Annotated in this window: 17 protein-coding genes; 14 read left to right on the forward strand and 3 right to left on the reverse strand. The window is 38.4% G+C overall.

From position 1 onward, the window contains the following. Window positions 1-5 precede the first annotated feature (5 nt). From ACIQ0H_RS02950 to lpdA, 4 genes are all read left to right on the forward strand, one after another. On the forward strand, window positions 6-959 hold the full coding sequence (locus tag ACIQ0H_RS02950; protein ID WP_403410676.1) for an ROK family protein: 954 nt from the start codon (window positions 6-8) through the stop codon (window positions 957-959). Window positions 960-1,541: 582 nt separating this feature from the next. Further along, window positions 1,542-2,180, forward strand: a complete 639-nt coding sequence (locus ACIQ0H_RS02955) for a 2OG-Fe(II) oxygenase (RefSeq protein ID WP_403410679.1) — start codon at window positions 1,542-1,544, stop codon at window positions 2,178-2,180. A 135-nt stretch (window positions 2,181-2,315) separates the two neighbouring features. Then, the gene (locus ACIQ0H_RS02960) at window positions 2,316-2,918 is read left to right on the forward strand and encodes a TetR/AcrR family transcriptional regulator (protein WP_403410682.1); all 603 of its coding nucleotides are present in this window, start codon (window positions 2,316-2,318) and stop codon (window positions 2,916-2,918) included. A 92-nt stretch (window positions 2,919-3,010) separates the two neighbouring features. Continuing rightward, window positions 3,011-4,408, forward strand: a complete 1,398-nt coding sequence (gene lpdA, locus ACIQ0H_RS02965; protein WP_403410685.1) for a dihydrolipoyl dehydrogenase — start codon at window positions 3,011-3,013, stop codon at window positions 4,406-4,408. A 327-nt stretch (window positions 4,409-4,735) separates the two neighbouring features. On the opposite strand, the gene ACIQ0H_RS02970 is transcribed toward lpdA, so the two are convergent. Beyond that, window positions 4,736-5,437, reverse strand: coding sequence for a MerR family DNA-binding transcriptional regulator (locus tag ACIQ0H_RS02970; protein WP_403410688.1), 702 nt, complete (start codon window positions 5,435-5,437; stop codon window positions 4,736-4,738). A gap of 150 nt (window positions 5,438-5,587) precedes the next feature. On the opposite strand from ACIQ0H_RS02970, the gene ACIQ0H_RS02975 reads away from it, so the two are divergent. Beyond that, complete coding sequence (locus ACIQ0H_RS02975; protein WP_403410691.1) at window positions 5,588-6,469, forward strand: alpha/beta fold hydrolase; 882 nt, start codon at window positions 5,588-5,590, stop codon at window positions 6,467-6,469. 12 nt (window positions 6,470-6,481) lie between these two features. Here the strand turns inward: ACIQ0H_RS02975 and ACIQ0H_RS02980 are convergent, their stop codons facing one another. After that, window positions 6,482-6,673: a hypothetical protein gene (locus ACIQ0H_RS02980; RefSeq protein ID WP_403410694.1), complete on the reverse strand. Its 192-nt coding sequence runs from the start codon at window positions 6,671-6,673 to the stop codon at window positions 6,482-6,484. 121 nt (window positions 6,674-6,794) lie between these two features. Continuing rightward, a complete protein-coding gene (locus tag ACIQ0H_RS02985) occupies window positions 6,795-7,436 on the reverse strand; it encodes a FusB/FusC family EF-G-binding protein (RefSeq protein ID WP_403410697.1) in 642 nt (213 codons plus the stop codon). 608 nt (window positions 7,437-8,044) lie between these two features. On the opposite strand from ACIQ0H_RS02985, the gene ACIQ0H_RS02990 reads away from it, so the two are divergent. The 9 genes from ACIQ0H_RS02990 (at window position 8,045) to ACIQ0H_RS03030 (ending at window position 16,472) form a co-directional block, all read left to right on the forward strand. Continuing rightward, window positions 8,045-8,422, forward strand: coding sequence for a GntR family transcriptional regulator (locus ACIQ0H_RS02990; protein WP_403410700.1), 378 nt, complete (start codon window positions 8,045-8,047; stop codon window positions 8,420-8,422). Beyond that, window positions 8,422-9,291, forward strand: a complete 870-nt coding sequence (locus tag ACIQ0H_RS02995) for an ABC transporter ATP-binding protein (protein ID WP_403410702.1) — start codon at window positions 8,422-8,424, stop codon at window positions 9,289-9,291. The genes ACIQ0H_RS02990 and ACIQ0H_RS02995 overlap by 1 nt, the downstream gene beginning before the upstream one ends. After that, window positions 9,284-9,892, forward strand: a complete 609-nt coding sequence (locus ACIQ0H_RS03000; RefSeq protein WP_403410705.1) for an ABC-2 transporter permease — start codon at window positions 9,284-9,286, stop codon at window positions 9,890-9,892. The genes ACIQ0H_RS02995 and ACIQ0H_RS03000 overlap by 8 nt, the downstream gene beginning before the upstream one ends. A 12-nt stretch (window positions 9,893-9,904) precedes the next feature. After that, the gene (locus tag ACIQ0H_RS03005; protein WP_403410708.1) at window positions 9,905-10,096 is read left to right on the forward strand and encodes a hypothetical protein; all 192 of its coding nucleotides are present in this window, start codon (window positions 9,905-9,907) and stop codon (window positions 10,094-10,096) included. Window positions 10,097-10,437: 341 nt separating this feature from the next. Then, the gene (locus tag ACIQ0H_RS03010) at window positions 10,438-13,044 is read left to right on the forward strand and encodes a cation-translocating P-type ATPase (protein WP_403410711.1); all 2,607 of its coding nucleotides are present in this window, start codon (window positions 10,438-10,440) and stop codon (window positions 13,042-13,044) included. Window positions 13,045-13,391: 347 nt separating this feature from the next. After that, a complete protein-coding gene (locus ACIQ0H_RS03015) occupies window positions 13,392-14,273 on the forward strand; it encodes an aminoglycoside phosphotransferase family protein (RefSeq protein WP_403410714.1) in 882 nt (293 codons plus the stop codon). Window positions 14,274-14,679: 406 nt separating this feature from the next. Continuing rightward, on the forward strand, window positions 14,680-15,549 hold the full coding sequence (locus ACIQ0H_RS03020) for a cation diffusion facilitator family transporter (RefSeq protein ID WP_403410717.1): 870 nt from the start codon (window positions 14,680-14,682) through the stop codon (window positions 15,547-15,549). A gap of 312 nt (window positions 15,550-15,861) precedes the next feature. After that, on the forward strand, window positions 15,862-16,122 hold the full coding sequence (locus tag ACIQ0H_RS03025) for a hypothetical protein (protein WP_403410720.1): 261 nt from the start codon (window positions 15,862-15,864) through the stop codon (window positions 16,120-16,122). Window positions 16,123-16,226: 104 nt separating this feature from the next. Then, a complete protein-coding gene (locus tag ACIQ0H_RS03030; RefSeq protein ID WP_403410723.1) occupies window positions 16,227-16,472 on the forward strand; it encodes a hypothetical protein in 246 nt (81 codons plus the stop codon). Window positions 16,473-16,559: the final 87 nt, after the last annotated feature.

Raw genomic sequence — 16,559 nt, forward strand, 5'->3', positions numbered from 1 at the left:
CAGAAATGACAATAGAAAAGAACATGGAATATGTTGTTGGAGTAGATTTAGGTGGAACGAAAATAGCGACAGCATTACTGGACCGAAATGGAAAGGTATTACGCCGGGTTCGATATGAGACGGCTCCGCTTAAAAGTGCGGCTGAGGTAATTGATTCCTTAGTCGAATCGGTCAATGAAGTACGGGGAGATTTCCCGATTGTAGGAATAGGAGTGGCTTCACCAGGGGCCGTCGATACAGAACGGGGCATTATTTTAAACGGGACCAACTTGCCGGAGTGGGTTGAAATTCCACTCCAGCAAGAAATGGAGACTCGACTAGGGATACCTGTGAAAGTGGCCAATGATGCGAATGTAGCTGCTTGGGGTGAGTATTATGCAGGGGCTGGGAAAAATTCGAAGACCATGGTTTATGTCACAATTAGTACAGGCATCGGTTCCGGGATTGTCTTGGATGGGAAGCTACTAGTGGGCAGCAATGGTTTTGCGGGTGAACTCGGCCATACCATAATAGGCCAAGAGGGACCGCTATGTAGTTGCGGACAGGTTGGTTGTTGGGAAGCCTATGCATCTGGTACTTCCATTGCGAGGCTTGCAGCAGAAGCCGTGGGCAGCAAGAAGTCATTGATGACAGAATTGGCGGCACAAGACGGCACAGCGATTGGAGCGAAACATGTCTTCCAAGCGGCTAGTCTTGGTGATGAGGTTGCCAGTGCAGTAGTGGATGAAGTGACTTCTGCGATTGCTTTAGGATTGAAGAATGTCGTGCATACGTTTAACCCAGACTGTATTGTGATCGGCGGTGGAGTCAGTCTAGCGGGTGATGAATTATTTTCTCCAGTGCTGAAAAAAACAAAAAAACTTGTTATGGAACCTTACCGTGAAACGTTCCGAATAGCTCCAGCAAAGTTAGGCGATGATGTGGGTGTTGTAGGAGCTGCGACGCTGTGCTTTGCTTGAATATCTTGAGTGAACCTTTATGAAAACACATAGTTCAACTTGTGATCGTTAAAACGGTTGATCCTCAGTTCCGATTCTTTTCAGAACTGAGGATTTCTTGTTTTATACATAGAGGATTGCGAGTAGTGGGTGGATGAATGCTAAAATGCCTATAAATCAGTGGAGGTTCAAACTCCTGCTGAGTAAGGAGGAATGTAGCTCAATTCCTTCCCTGTTTTTTGAATCATCCAATGCTAGAGTTTTAAAAACTCAGGCCAAATATGGTCAGGAACACCGATTGGAAAACCTGTTTTCTTTACTTCCTCCGGACAGGTTACAAGCTTCATAGTAATTAATATGCTTAACCAATTGAGGGGAGGTATTCAATTTAACGATTTTTAAAAATAACTAATACTAGTACTCTTTTCAAATTTGCGATAACTAAAAAGCGCGTGATAAAATAAAAAACGAAAACGAAAGGAGAGGGCATCCCCTAATCATCGAGTATGTCAAACGAAAGAAGACTGTTAACACACGTATAATCACGACCGAGAAAAACGTACTCGTACTAAAAAAATGAATAGTGTAAGGGGTTGCCTAAAGTTGATAACGGAGAATAAAGAACAAACGATATTTGATCATGTTGGCAATACAATCAAAACAGATAGAGACATTACTATCATTTCTAAGGTTGAAGAACCATTGGTTGTGGTGTTAGGGAATGTGTTAAGTGATGAAGAATGCGATGAACTGATCAGATTGTCTATTGACAAAATGCAACGTTCAAAAATTGGTGCAACACGTGAAGTAAATGAACTGAGAACAAGTAGTAGCATGTTCCTCGAAGAAAATGAAACCGAATTAGTAGCTAAGGTTGAGAATAGAATTTCCACTATTATGAATATACCGATTGAACACGCAGAAGGTATTCAAATCCTGAAGTATACGCCTGGCCAAGAGTATAAAGCGCATTATGACTTTTTCTCATCAACAAGTAAAGCCGCCAACAATAATAGAATTAGTACGCTAGTGATGTACTTAAATGATGTAGAAGAAGGCGGGGAAACATTTTTCCCTAAACTAAATCTTTCCGTATCTCCACAAAAGGGTATGGCTGTTTATTTTGAGTACTTCTATACTGATACCGAGTTAAATGAGTTAACTTTACATGGTGGGGCACCTGTAATAGCAGGGGAAAAATGGGTCGCCACTCAATGGATGAGAAAACAAAAAGTAAGATGAACCCGAATTGAATTATTTGTATAACTTGAAAAGCGCTCAATTGGGGTGCTTTTTATTTTGCAGAAAAATTCTTGCATTTGTATCTGACTTTCTATATATTAAAAGAGACTAAAAGGTATCTTTTGGAGGATGAAAATGAAAAAAGGTGAGCTAACAAGGCTAAATATTATTCGGAAATCAGCTACGATTTTTAACCAAAAAGGGTATATGACAACAACGATGAGTGACATTATTCAAGAAACCAATATTCAAAAAGGGGGGATATACCGACACTTTAAAGATAAAGAGCAACTGATGCTCGAGTCTTTTCATTTTTCTACTGAAATCATGCGAGATCATTTAGTGACGAATGTTTCACAACATGAGCATGCAGCAGATAAATTAATCGCATTTGTGGAGGCCTTTTTACAATTAAGTGAGGGGGAGCCGATAGTAGGAGGGTGTCCAATTTTTAATGCAGCAATAGAAATGGATGATTTAGAAAGAAATACGTTACTGCCATCGATTAATGACGCAATGGATATGATGATAAATTGGATGGTGAAAATACTTGAGGATGGGATTAGGCATCAGGAGTTAAAGCAGTCAGTACAGCCATACGACACTGCGATCTATATTGTGGCAACACTTGAAGGTGGACTCATGTTAGATCGATTAAAGAAAGATGGACAATTAACGAAGATCCTCATCAATAATTTGAGGCAATATATTTCAATGATTGCGACTGAGCGGCAATAAAGCCGTCTTTTTTACAACTTAAAAGAGACTGGTTAGTATCCTTTGGGGTACCGTTTTTCATTTTATAGCAAGCAATAAGGGGGAAATAGTCGATGAAGTATGTTGATACACTTGTGGTTGGTGCAGGTCCAGGAGGATATGTGGCGGCTATTCGCGCTGCTCAAATGGGGCAACATGTAGCGATTGTGGAGAGAGAGTATGTAGGAGGAGTTTGCTCAAATGTCGGTTGTATCCCATCGAAAGTACTGATTTCAGTGGGTCACCGGTTTGAGCAAGCCAAGCATTCAGATGAGTTGGGTGTGATCGCACAAAAAGTAGAACTTGACTGGACAAAAGTGCAAGCATTCAAAACAGGCGTAGTGTCTAAGTTAGTAGGAGGTGTTAAAGGTCTATTAAAAGGCAACAACATCGACGTTGTGAACGGTGAAGCATATTTCTTAGATGCAAACACAGTACGTGTAATCGATGGAGACAACATACAAACGTATACATTCAAAAATGCCATTCTTGCAACAGGTTCTCGTCCGGTTGAAATTCCGACATTCAAATTCACTGAACGCGTAATCAGCTCAACGGTTGCACTTTCTTTACCAGAAGTACCAGAAAAATTAGTTGTCATTGGTGGTGGTTACATCGGTACTGAGCTAGGCTCTGCTTACGCTAACTTAGGTTCTCAAGTCACCATCATCGAAGGCGGCAAAGACATTTTAGCTGGTTTTGAAAAGCAAATGACGCAAGTTGTGAAAAGGGGCTTAAAGAATAAAGGCGTAGAGGTTATTGTGGGCGCATCAGCTAAAGGTGTAAAAGAACATGACAACCGCGTAGTGGTAACGTATGAAGTTGGCGGAGAAGAAAAAACAGTTGAAGCTAACTATGTATTAGTAACAGTAGGTCGTCGGCCAAATACAGATGAAATCGGTCTTGAAGCAGTAGGCATCGAATTCGCAGAACGAGGTTTACTAAAAGTAGATAAGCAATGCCGTACCTCAGTACCACACATTTATGCGGTGGGTGATATCGTATCTGGTCCCCAACTTGCTCATAAAGCATCGTATGAGGGTAAAGTAGCTGCAGAAGCAATTGCTGGTGAAAAATCAAGCGTAGATTACTTAGCCATCCCCGCAGTATGCTTCACAGATCCAGAACTTGCAACGGTTGGTTACAATGAAGAGCAAGCAAAAGCAGAAGGTATTGAAGTGAAAACAGCGAGAGTTCCTTTCTCAACAAACGGTCGTGCATTAGCTTTAAACGAATCAGAAGGTTTTGTGAAACTTGTTGCACGTAAAGAAGATGGTTTATTAATCGGCGCTCAAATCGTAGGTGCTGGTGCATCTGATATGATTGCTGAAATGGGTCTTGCAATAGAAGCAGGTATGACTGCGGCGGATATTGCATTAACCATCCATGCTCACCCAACTTTAAGTGAGATGACAATGGAAGCTGCTGAAGTAATGATAGGGAGACCCATTCATGTTGTGAAAGCAAGATGATATAATTCAAATGCTGAAATGATTAAACTGTTTTTTTTGTTGCGCCGTTTTATCACTTTGGATAAGGTAATCTAAAGAGATGTTTTTTGCAAGATTATGTATTTCTTCACATACTGGCATCATTCTATAGACGACTATGGAATCGAAATAGAAACAAAAATTAGGGTTAACTTCAGTGAAACATATGCCACTGTTAGGATGAGTGGCAGGTACTGTATGAAAATCTAGTTGTGGAATCAGCCATACTTGCATGGATGGCTGATTTTTTGATGCTCAATAAAAGGTTTTAACTTTACTGTTATTTTACAGAATAAAGTAAACAGGTGTTTACGCCTTAAAAAAACTCACATACTTCACCACCTCAGCTATTCCTACAAATTGAAGGGCTAGTTGGTTGTCCAGATTTTCCAGCGCCAGTTGAAAAGAAGGCGTGTTTGTAATAAAGTCCTGTGTGTCTAAATCGTGCAAAAGCTGATTCATATTGTCAATATAATAAACGGTTTTTCTCAAACTGCTAATCACCAGTATTTTTCGTAATTCAGGAATTGTAAACATTCGATAACCGTTTTCTGGATTCCTTTCTGAATGGACGAGCCCTTCCAGTTCCCAATGTCGAATCGCGGAAGTCTTTACACCTGCTATTTCTGCGACTTCTCCGATGCTCATGTGTTCTTTTACTTTTATATTGTTATATTTCGTGAAATCAGCACTTTGAATCAGGGTAAGTAGTTCTTCCACTCTTTGCTTCTCTGTTTGGATATGGAATTGTTGTTCATTGAGTAACCAACGTGCTTCTTCCAAGTTTGCATTGTTAATCATTCGCATGGCTTCATAGGCAACGGGAATGTCATATCCCTTCAATAAGGCTCTAATGGTAACAAAGGCTTGCAAGTGGATCGCTGTATAATAGCGGTGCTTACTTTTCGTTCTTGGAACGGCAGGCAGAAGTCGTTGTTCTTCATATCTTCGTAAAGTTGTTGTGCTAACCTGCAACATATCCGCAATCTGCTTCGGACTATAGATGTCCATAGTATCACTCCTACCTTCAAGTAAAACCTTCAAGTGCTACGATAACATACCTCTTATGAAAACCCATTAGATAAAGAGAAAAAAGGACAAAACCGAAAGATTGCATGAATGTTATAAGATAGCAGTATAAACTATTTAGGAGTGAGTGGAATGGAGAAATTCATAAAACTGATGGACGGAACTGAATTGAAGGTTGGGTTGGTCGGAAATCCAAACGGTCAAACCATTATGCTGCCAGTTGCCAAAGAATCCGTGTATGGGCAACAAGCTGAAGAGTTAAAGTTGTGGGGAGTAGACCCCGAACTAGGAAGGCATTTTATTGAGGGGTTTGTAGATACAATTCAAGTTTTGTATTTTGACTATGAAGGACATCGTTTAAAGCATCCGAACGCTGAGCATCTCACACCTGATAACATCGTCAATGATCTGTTAGTCATTGCCGATTCAATGAATGTTCAAAACTTTAGTTACTATGGTTACTCCTGGTTAGCGTTAGTTGGCTTACAACTAGCCATTCGAACAAATCGATTGAAAGGCTTAATCATGGGTGGTTTTCCTCCGTTAGAGGGTCCATATAACGAAATGTTAACGGTGACCCAGAAAGCCCACGAACAGGTTGCGGCAAATAAAAGTGCCCTTGTTTATGATGAACAAGACAAGGTAAGACCAGAAGAGTTGGATTGGGATAACATAGAGGTGAACCTCAGCATGGATCAAACAAAACAGTTCTTGACGATGTACAATCATTTGAAGGACTTTGATGATCGAGCTATTCAACAGAAACTAGCAATTCCGAAGTTGGTGTTTGCTGGTGAGAAAGACACCATTGTGTACGGAGAAAACTTTGGCAGTGTGACAGTTGATATTGCTGGTATAGTCCAAAGCAATAAGCAAGAGTTAGAACAGTTCGGATGGGATGTAGAAATCTTAGAAGGAAATGGGATGGATCACACGAAAGCGATGCAGCCTGTGACGGTTCTGCCGGTGATAATGCGTTGGTTGGAAGGAAACAATACGACGCTTACTATATAAATAAGCAGCCTGCTATTCATTTTTCTCCAAGAGCATTGGCACTTCTGCTTTTATGCCTTTGTAGAGCAATGGATCAAAGACCACCATGCGATGACTGTAAAAGTGTGTAGAAACGCGATGAATTCGCATTCCTACACACATCAAGACTTCTCGGTAATGGTAGCGCATGCGTTCAATCAAAAGCAATTGTACACGGTGCGCCAAGTGTTGGATCAAATTATTTATTAGTCATTTTGGTTAGCCAACAAACATGACAACCAAGAATTCAAAGGAATGCTTTCGCACTGGTACGCCTGACAAGGTTAGCTGATAGTAACTTCTGTTTTTAATGATTGATGATGTTAATAAAATTCGTTAAGAACTTTAAATCTGACATCTGCTGGTTGCAGCGTACACTATCGTGGCAAATATAATTTCCTTTTTTCGTGTAAGTTCCATCACCAGAAAATTTCGTTGTAGTTAAAAATAAAGAAACATTTGATATTTCGTTACAAATTGCACAAGCCCCTTTGTGAGTGTTCGGCGACAGTATGCCCGAAAATCCAACGAGCTGTTCATTATGATAGAGAACCATATATTTACGCTGTGTGCCTTTATCGTTCCAACCAAAATAATTAAAATCTCTTAAATCATATTCAGGCCAATTCGGTTGCTTGAACTTTTTAACCTTCTTAAACGATTTAATTAATTGTTTTTCGGATGGCTGCTTAAAAGGGATCACAAATTCTTTTAGTTCGTTTAAAATTTTTTCAGCATTTGTTTTCGTTAATTTCTGATCCATAAACTGGTCAATGATGTGGGAAAACTGACTTTCATCGTTTAAAACCATTTCCACATTTTCGCGTGTAAGTCCTTGTAATGTTTGAATTATACTACTATCATTTACAGACCTATAAGCATTTACGAGGTTTGCTACTTGCTTTTTTACAAATATAAATTCGTATGGATGTATCATTTGTGATGTCATTATATTTTCCTTCTCTCATTCAGAGTAATTTCTACTTTAGAGGAAAATACAATATTCACCTACCAAAGTATTAAAAAATAGATGTCAATACTTTGGATACAGATAATGATGATTTAATCACCCTTATCACCCCCCTTCATTAATAGTAACTGCTATTAAATGAAAGTCAATTACCTAATAAAGCTATCTGAAAACCTATTAAAAAGGGAATAACCTAAGACTTATTCCTATACGATTTGACTTAAGTATCGATGAAATCTCGATATGAATATATGTGACGATTACATTCATCAGTACCTACTTCAATTGAACAAACGAATGATTGATTATGATGTTGTGGATTGAAGTGGCCGAAGCCAAGCCGGCGGAACTCACCTACTTATAGCGGAAATCGGGCTTGACTTAATTTCCCTATAAGAACTCGCCCCACCCCAGTAAAGGAAAACGTAATTACATAATTCAAAACAGAAACCAGGAGGTGATGCTATCGCAAATCTCTTGGTTTCTGTTTTTTTTGATTTTAACAATAATACTGCTTGCAAAATCGGTATATTATGTATATAGTGTGTATATAGTATATATACAATAATCAGTAAAGAGGTAGTTGCATGCAAATTATTATATCAAACAGTTCAAAAGAGCCGATTTATGGGCAGATCTATGCGCAAATTAAAAAGCTGATTTTGACAGGTGACTTGCAGGAAGGACAGTCGCTTCCTTCAATGCGCCAACTCGCGAAAGATATAGAGATTAGTGTCATTACAACGAAACGCGCTTATGAAGAACTTGAGAAAAATGGCTTTATCTATTCCATTGTGGGCAAAGGTTCGTTTGTGGCAGAACAAAACATGGAGATGATGAAGGAAAGAAAAATGAAAGTGATTGAAGAAAAGTTGGGGGTCGCTATTCAAAACGGTAAGGAAATGGGACTGAGCTTAGGCGAGCTTAAAGAAATGCTATCATTTTTGTATACGGAGGATGACTAATGGAAAATGTGATTGAATTAAGCCATGTTCAAAAATCATTTGATGGTTTTCAACTAAAGGATTTTAATCTAACGGTAAAAAAAGGGTTCGTGACGGGGTTTATCGGTGGAAATGGTGTAGGGAAATCAACAACGATTAAACTGATAATGAATTTATTGAAACCCGATAGCGGAACAATTTCGATATTCGGTTTGAATTATCAGGAGCATGAAAAAGAAATCAAACAGCGCATTGGTTTTGTATTCGATGAAAATATTTTTTATGAAAATGTAACGTTAGCGGAAATGAAAGGGATAATAAAACCGTCCTATTCAAATTGGGATGACAATCTATTCAATTATTATGTTCAAACATTTGATCTGCCGCTGAATAAAAAGATTAAGACATTTTCGAAAGGAATGATGATGAAAGCGTCGCTAACCATCGCTTTGTCACATCATGCGGAATTAATCATTATGGATGAACCGACGTCCGGATTAGACCCGGTTTTTCGTAGGGAGTTGTTAGATATCCTACATGAACTTATGCAGGATAGCGAAAAAACAATTTTCTTTTCTACGCATATCACAACTGATTTAGATCGCATTGCTGATTATATTACATTTGTTCATAATGGGGAGCATATTTTTACAAAGGAATTTTATAAAGTTGAAGAAGAGTATGCCATTGTAAAAGGCGGAATGGAGCTATTAGATGCGGATACGGAGCAGGAGTTTATAGGCATTCGAAAATCTGCCCACGGCTTTGTAGCACTAACGGATAACAAGGCACGAATCGAAACTATTTTTGGAGAAATGGCTTTGATTGAGAAGGCAACCCTTGAAGATATTATGTTTTATACAAAGAAAGGGGCTGAACAGTATGCTTAATTTAATACGTAAAGATGTTCTCTTACAAAAAACAACGATAATGTTTTTGTTACCACTTTTAGTTGTTTATTTATTTCTAGAAAATTCATCGATCTGGGGAGGCATTATATTTAGCATCGCAATCATCATGAATGCTTATAGTGTTGATGAAAAAGCCTCAATTCATATGCTGCTCAATTCTTTACCTTATACACGAAAAGAAATTGTCAGTGCAAAATACATGGGTGCATTCGTTTTCATGGGGATTGTTGTTGTCACCATTATTATTGGCAATTTAATCATCCATCGAGAAATAACGATATGGAAAGACGTACTATTTATTGTTAGCCCTGTGATGGTAGGGATCTCATTGATGTTCCCATTCTCGTATAAATTCAAAAGCCAGTATATGCTCATTGGTGCGCTTGTTTCTTTAGTCATTTATATGGTGGTTATTCCTTTAATTATCCCGAACTCGAACGACAAAATTAGGGAGTTTGTACAAGTGGTATTAACGTTACCAACTACTCAGTTCTATTTGCTCATCGCCTTGTCAGTTTTGGTGCTCTATGTAGGTTCCTGGTTGCTGTCGATTCGTATATATGAAAGAAAGGTTTTTTAAGGGGGGAAACTTATGCGAATAGCAACAGTTGTCAGCATTGTGATAGGCATAGGCATGTTAGTTCTGTTAAAAGTATTTCAGGATTCCATCCCGCGAAATAGCGACCCACAGTCGAATGTCCTTATTCTAATAGGCTTTGTCTTGTTTGTAATGATTTATGGTGCATCGCGCCTTCGACAAAATAGAAAATCTAGTAACAAGTGAATAGAAGGAGAAACCCTCGCCGTGAATAGTGGCGAGGGTTTTTTTAGGTGTAATTGTAAGTGTTAAAACGGGGGTGGATTCTATCGGAATACCATCATCTAGTCTAGGAAATCGAGCAAACTATTGGAATGTGCGAGTGATTTAAATTTCTATCCCGAATGGTAGCATACTGAGCTTGGTAACGGAATAGAATTGGTAAAGTGTTAAGTAAGACGTGGAGATACGCAAATTGAATGGTTGACGATGCAAATGAATGCACTACATGCATAAGAAAGGACAAGTCAAAAGGGCCTATTCGATCGCATGATAGTCTACCAAATACACATGGGAAGGGGAATTGAATGTCAGACTATCATCAACAATCAACAGTTGAAGCCATGGACAAGTTGGGCGTAACCCATCAAGGATTGAGTGATCATGACGTCCAAAAGAGACAAGAAATATACGGGTATAATGAATTGGAGGAAGGAAAAAGGACAAGTACATTTGCCGTTTTCTTTGCGCAGTTTAAGGATTTATTAGTTATTATTTTAATGGTTGCTGCTGCCATTTCATTTCTATTAGGGGAAGTAGAAAGTACGATTGTGATTTTGATAGTTATTATTTTAAATTCAATTCTGGGCACTGTCCAGCATGTGAAGGCAGAACAGTCTTTGGATAGTCTGAAAAATTTGACCTCTCCAGTTGCGAAAGTGATGCGCGATAATCAGATTATGGAGATTCCTTCAGATGAAATAGTGGTCGGTGATCTTCTGTATTTGGATGCTGGTGATTATATAAGCGCAGATGGTCGATTAGTGGAAAGTTATAATCTGCATGTCAATGAAAGTTCGCTGACAGGTGAATCGTTGGCTGTCGCTAAATGTATCGAGCCCATCAAAGAGGATCATATCACCATAGGGGATAAAAAGAATATGGTTTTCACTGGCAGCTTTGTCACCAATGGACGTGGCGTTGTCGCTGTTACCGCGATTGGTATGGAAACTGAAATCGGGGAAATCGCCAATCTACTCAATACCGCGAAAGAGAAGAGAACCCCACTACAAGTAAGTCTCGATCAATTTGGTGAAAAACTAGCGTTAGGCATTACGCTGATCTGTTTAGCCATATTCACGATCGATCTCTTCAGGGGACGCGAGTTAGTCGAATCGTTTATGTTTGCTGTTTCGCTTGCAGTGGCAGCCATTCCAGAAGCATTAAGTTCTATTGTCACCATAGTGCTGGCTTTTGGGACGCAAAAAATGGCGAAGGAAAATGCCATTATCCGAAAGCTCTATGCTGTTGAAAGTTTGGGTAGTGTATCTGTTATTTGTTCAGACAAAACGGGAACGTTGACCGAAAATAAAATGGTTGTTCAACACGCTTTTGTCGATCAAAAAGTTATCCCACACGATCAATTGCATCTAGAAAATAATATAGAGAAAAAATTGATCCTACAAGCACTGTTATGTAATGATGCTTTGGAAAGAGACAAAAAAGAAATCGGTGACCCTACCGAAATTGCACTTGTGAAGTTAGGAAAGCAGTACAATTTTGATGAATTAGTCGCTAGAGAACATTATCCAAGATTAGCGGAAATTCCGTTTGATTCAGACAGAAAGCTGATGACGACAGTGAATCGGTTCAATCAGCAAACCATCATGATTACAAAGGGCGCAGTAGATGTTCTACTCCCTAAAATCGTGAAAATCGAAACGTCTACAGGTGTACGTGCGATTACGCAAGAACAGCGTAACAAAATCGAAGAAGTGAATCGTGATTTTTCGATGAATGGTTTAAGAGTATTGGCGATTACTTATAAAGAGATCCCGGCACATCAACCCATCGATACTTGGGGTGAAAGAGATTTAATCTTCCTCGGTTTATTAGCGATGATGGATCCTCCGAGAAAAGAGTCAAAAGCAGCGGTTGAAAGCTGTATAAAAGCGGGCATTAAACCCGTTATGATTACCGGTGACCATAAAATAACAGCAACTGCGATTGCCAGACAAATTGGGATATTAACAGATCCAGCAGAAGCGATTGAAGGATATGAAATTGAAGGGTTAACGGATGAACAGCTACAAGACAAGGTCCAAGATTTCTCCGTCTACGCCCGCGTCACACCCGAGCATAAGATTCGTATCGTGAAAGCGTGGCAGGAAAAAGGTCATGTCGTTGCAATGACAGGAGATGGTGTCAATGATGGCCCTGCCTTAAAACAATCCGATATCGGTGTGGCAATGGGGATAACAGGTACCGAAGTGGCGAAAGATGCATCTTCTATGATCTTAACGGATGATAATTTTTCAACAATTGTCAAAGCGATTTCGAATGGCAGAAGCCTCTATACGAACATTAAAAATGCCATTCTCTTCTTATTATCAGGAAATGCAGGTGCCATTTTTGTAGTTTTATATGCCACGGTAATGGGTTTATCTGTTCCTTTTGCACCCGTGCATTTGCTATTTATCAACTTACTGACCGATAGTTTGCCAGCCATTGCCATCGGTTTAGAGCCACATAATAAAAAAATAATGAAAGATAAACCTAGAGATATTCACACCTCTTTATTAAATAAATCATTTACGACGCAAGTGATACTCGAAGGGGTGTTAATCGCGATTGCCACCATTATTGCCTTTCGAATGGGACTACAGGCGGGGGATGCGCAAACTGCCAGCACAATGGCATTTACCACATTATGCTTGTCCAGATTAATCCATGGTTTCAACTCGAGATCGAAGGAATCAATCTTTACAATTGGAGTCTTTTCCAATAAATATACGTGGTACGCATTTTTAATCGGTTTTGTATGTTTGCATGCCGTATTATTTATGCCATCACTGACCGGTGTATTTGAAGTTGCACCATTAACTGGCACACAATTAGGCTTTATCTACAGCTTGTCCTTCATGCCGTTTTTGGTGAATCAGTGGTATAAAGCTTTGTTTGTGAGACGTAAATGATGCTAGTTTGATGTTGGATTTCAGTTGAAATGAGTGGAAATGGTCAAACCAAAAACTTTAGATTTTTAAAACGGTGCCCAGTTGCAGTCTACTGTGCACCGTCTTTTTTGTGCTTATGGGGCGAGAGAGTGGATAATTTGTATGGAGTTTTCGAGGCTTGTCGACAATTCTAAAAAGAATTGGTTAGTTATCTTTTCTTATTTAATGTACGGGATGTTTTACTTGAAAATCATTGGCCAGCTTATACGGCTTTTTTTGAACTAAGGCGACAGTTTTGTTGAAGATTAGATAAAACTTACATTATTATAGATTTATAATTAAAAAATATCTGAAAGTAGGATTGTGTGATGGACCTACAATTTTTGTTTGAAGAACCGATTAATGAAATTGTTGAATTAAGTCCTGGCTATGAAGACCATGCTAGTGACGTTTGGTCGGTTAAAACAGATAATCAAGAAGTAGTAGTTCGTTCTTCAAGATTGAAAGAAGAATCTAATAATGAGTTCTGGTGGGGATGTAGAAAGCTCTTTGGAATCGACCCAAGACAAGTCCATGAATTAGAACACGTAAATAATAAATTAAGTGATCTTTCATCTATACCAGTTCCTAGAGTGATAAATAAGGGGAAAGCATTCGAAAGAGAATTCGTTGTTGTAGAAAAACTAAAAGGAAAAGTGGTCCAATCATTTATCGATCAGCCCTCTTCGGTGTTACAAAGTTTAGGGGAAGGCTTGGCCAAAATTCATACGTACAATGAAAATTACATAGGCAACCCCTCTGGAAGTTTTAATGTAAGATTGGAAGACTTTCATCAACATGTAAAGGATATAATAGCTGAGTTAGTGTCTATGTTTTACCTTGATCAAGAACGGATAAAAGATAAGCTACTTGAAATAAATGATTTACTAGATAAATTACCAGCTCCTGAATCGTCTACTTTTGTGCTAGTTGATATGGATCCTACACAATTTTTAGCCGACAGTAAAGTAATTACTGGTCTAGTAGATACGGAGGCATATGTTATAGCTCCTAGAGAGTTAGACTTTATCGCGTTAGAATATGTTTTAGATGAAAAAGCTGCAATGAGTTTTAAAGCTGGTTATGAAAGCGTTATGGAAATTCCTAACTTAACATTATGTAGGACAGCTTATCGATACTTATATCGTTTATTATCTGTTCAAGGTAGTGTTGATATAGATGATTGGATAAACCACAAGACATTATTTTAAATATTTCTTACTCGAGTAACGGTGCATTTTAGTCCAGTAAAAAAATAAGCTGACTTCAACATTCTTAAATCTGTACATAGTGACCATACAGCGATTGGCAATATCAATTTTGTTTACAGTTGAATGCAATATTTTCAGCTATAAAGTAACGCATAAGGCATAAACCTTCGATTGGAATAAATCTACAAAAAATTGATGCCTAATACTTTTTATGGTATAGTTTAAAAAAGCCAAAACTTTGCGGGTGATCGTATATGGGGAAAACTTCATTTAAAATCACATATTTTTTACTACCAAAACCTCGACTGCTATCAGTCGAGGTTTTTTGTTGCTTCAAGGAAAGAATCCTAGATGGGAGAATCGACCTATCTAGTTTGAATTGTTCGAGTATGCAGGGAGGGTGAATATGGATAATGAAAAGTACAATGACCTTAAATTAGGTGAGCGTGGAGCAATAATAAGTATCATTGCGTATATATGTCTTTCGATTTTGAAGTTGGCGATTGCGTATATGAGTGATTCTGCTGCACTAAAAGCAGATGGTCTAAATAACACCACTGACATCGTTGCTTCAATTGCAATACTTATTGGACTTAGAATTTCACAAAGACCACCAGATAAAGACCACAGATACGGTCATTGGAAGAGTGAAACGATTGCATCAATGATTGCATCATTTATTATGTTAGCGGTTGGTATACAAGTACTGAATGACGCTGTTAGCTCCATGTTTCAGGGTGGGAAAGAGACTCCTAATATTCTTGCTGCATATGTAGGTGTTTTTTCAGCCATCGTCATGTATTTTGTTTATCGCTATAATAAAAAATTGGCAAATCAAATAAATAGCAAAGCGGTGATGGCAGCTGCAAAAGATAACATATCAGACGCTTGGGTAAGTATTGGGACAGCGGTAGGTATATTCGGATCGCAACTTAATATGCCATGGCTTGATACGCTAACTGCGATTATTGTAGGTTTATTAATTTGTAAAACAGCTTGGGATATCTTTAAAGAAGCTTCTCATGAGCTTTCTGATGGATTCGATGCCAATAAAATTGAGATTTATCGGCATGTTATTTCAAATATAGATGGAATCAAGGGGATTAAAGAAATTAGAGGGAGAAACTACGGTAGTAATGAGGTCATAGATGTTGTCATCCTTGTTAATTCTACGTTAGGTATTAAAGAAGCCCATGACATCGCTACGCATGTTGAAAAAGTCATGATGAAAGATTATGGTGTCTATGATGTTCAGGTACATGTAGAGCCACATTGACTCTTATAGGACTCAGCCTCAGAGTGAGTTGCTAGGTTCTTATTGAACGCTGAATGATTTTAAAACCTTCATCTTCTAATTTTTATTTTTGCACAACTGACTATCGATGACTATTCCCATTGGGAATGGGTTCTGATACACGCATATAGAATGTTTAACTGGCTTATCATTGTTTGGGGAGTTACGCTGATACTAGAGGGGCTTATCTTATTTATCTATATAATTACATCAAAGATAGGATAGTCACTCTATAGGTAAGGGATCCATCTAAACGAACGTAGAGAATAGTTGGGGTTAATTGGGAGCGAATCAATGAGAATTTCTAGCTTGATACAAATATTGATGGTCATGATTGCGTTTGGTGTTTATTTTTATGGTATTGAGCCTGTGATAAAAGATCAGATATTAGTCAAGTACTCGATTTTTGGTCTTATTTTCTTCTCTCTTACCTATTTATCCAAAAAGATTGAAGGTCGTTTTAAAATTGGAAATAAACGGATTGATAATCAATTGAGTGTGTGGATTGTAGTCGGTATGATTTTCATACCATTACTCATGGGCTTATTAAACTAACGGTGCTTAGGTTCAGTCATGAGGCAACATGTGCAGCAATGAATTTTGTCTTAGAAGGATTCTTACCACTTTTGTCGAATGTTGAACAGGGGAGGGGATCATTCATGACGAATGAAGAAAGAAATAACCTATCGGATCTACTGTTACAGAGCCTCTATGATTATCATTTTGCTAATAATGGAGGAAGTTATACATTACCTAAAGCAATGGTAAATGCCGATGTAAAGAGTAAATTAGCGATTGAGTACCTGATCGAAAAAGAATATGCCACAGATAGTGGGCGGGGGTCAGATAATCTAGTTTTAGCGATTACATCGCAAGGCATGGACTATATAAAAAACATGCATTAAACAGTGAATAAAGGGACGTCCACAGCGGGCGTTCTTATTTTGTTTATAGGATTTATAAGGCATTCTTACGGAAAAGGACGAGTAAGG

It is taken from the genome of Sporosarcina sp. NPDC096371, from assembly GCF_044762865.1.
Classification (GTDB): domain Bacteria; phylum Bacillota; class Bacilli; order Bacillales_A; family Planococcaceae; genus Sporosarcina.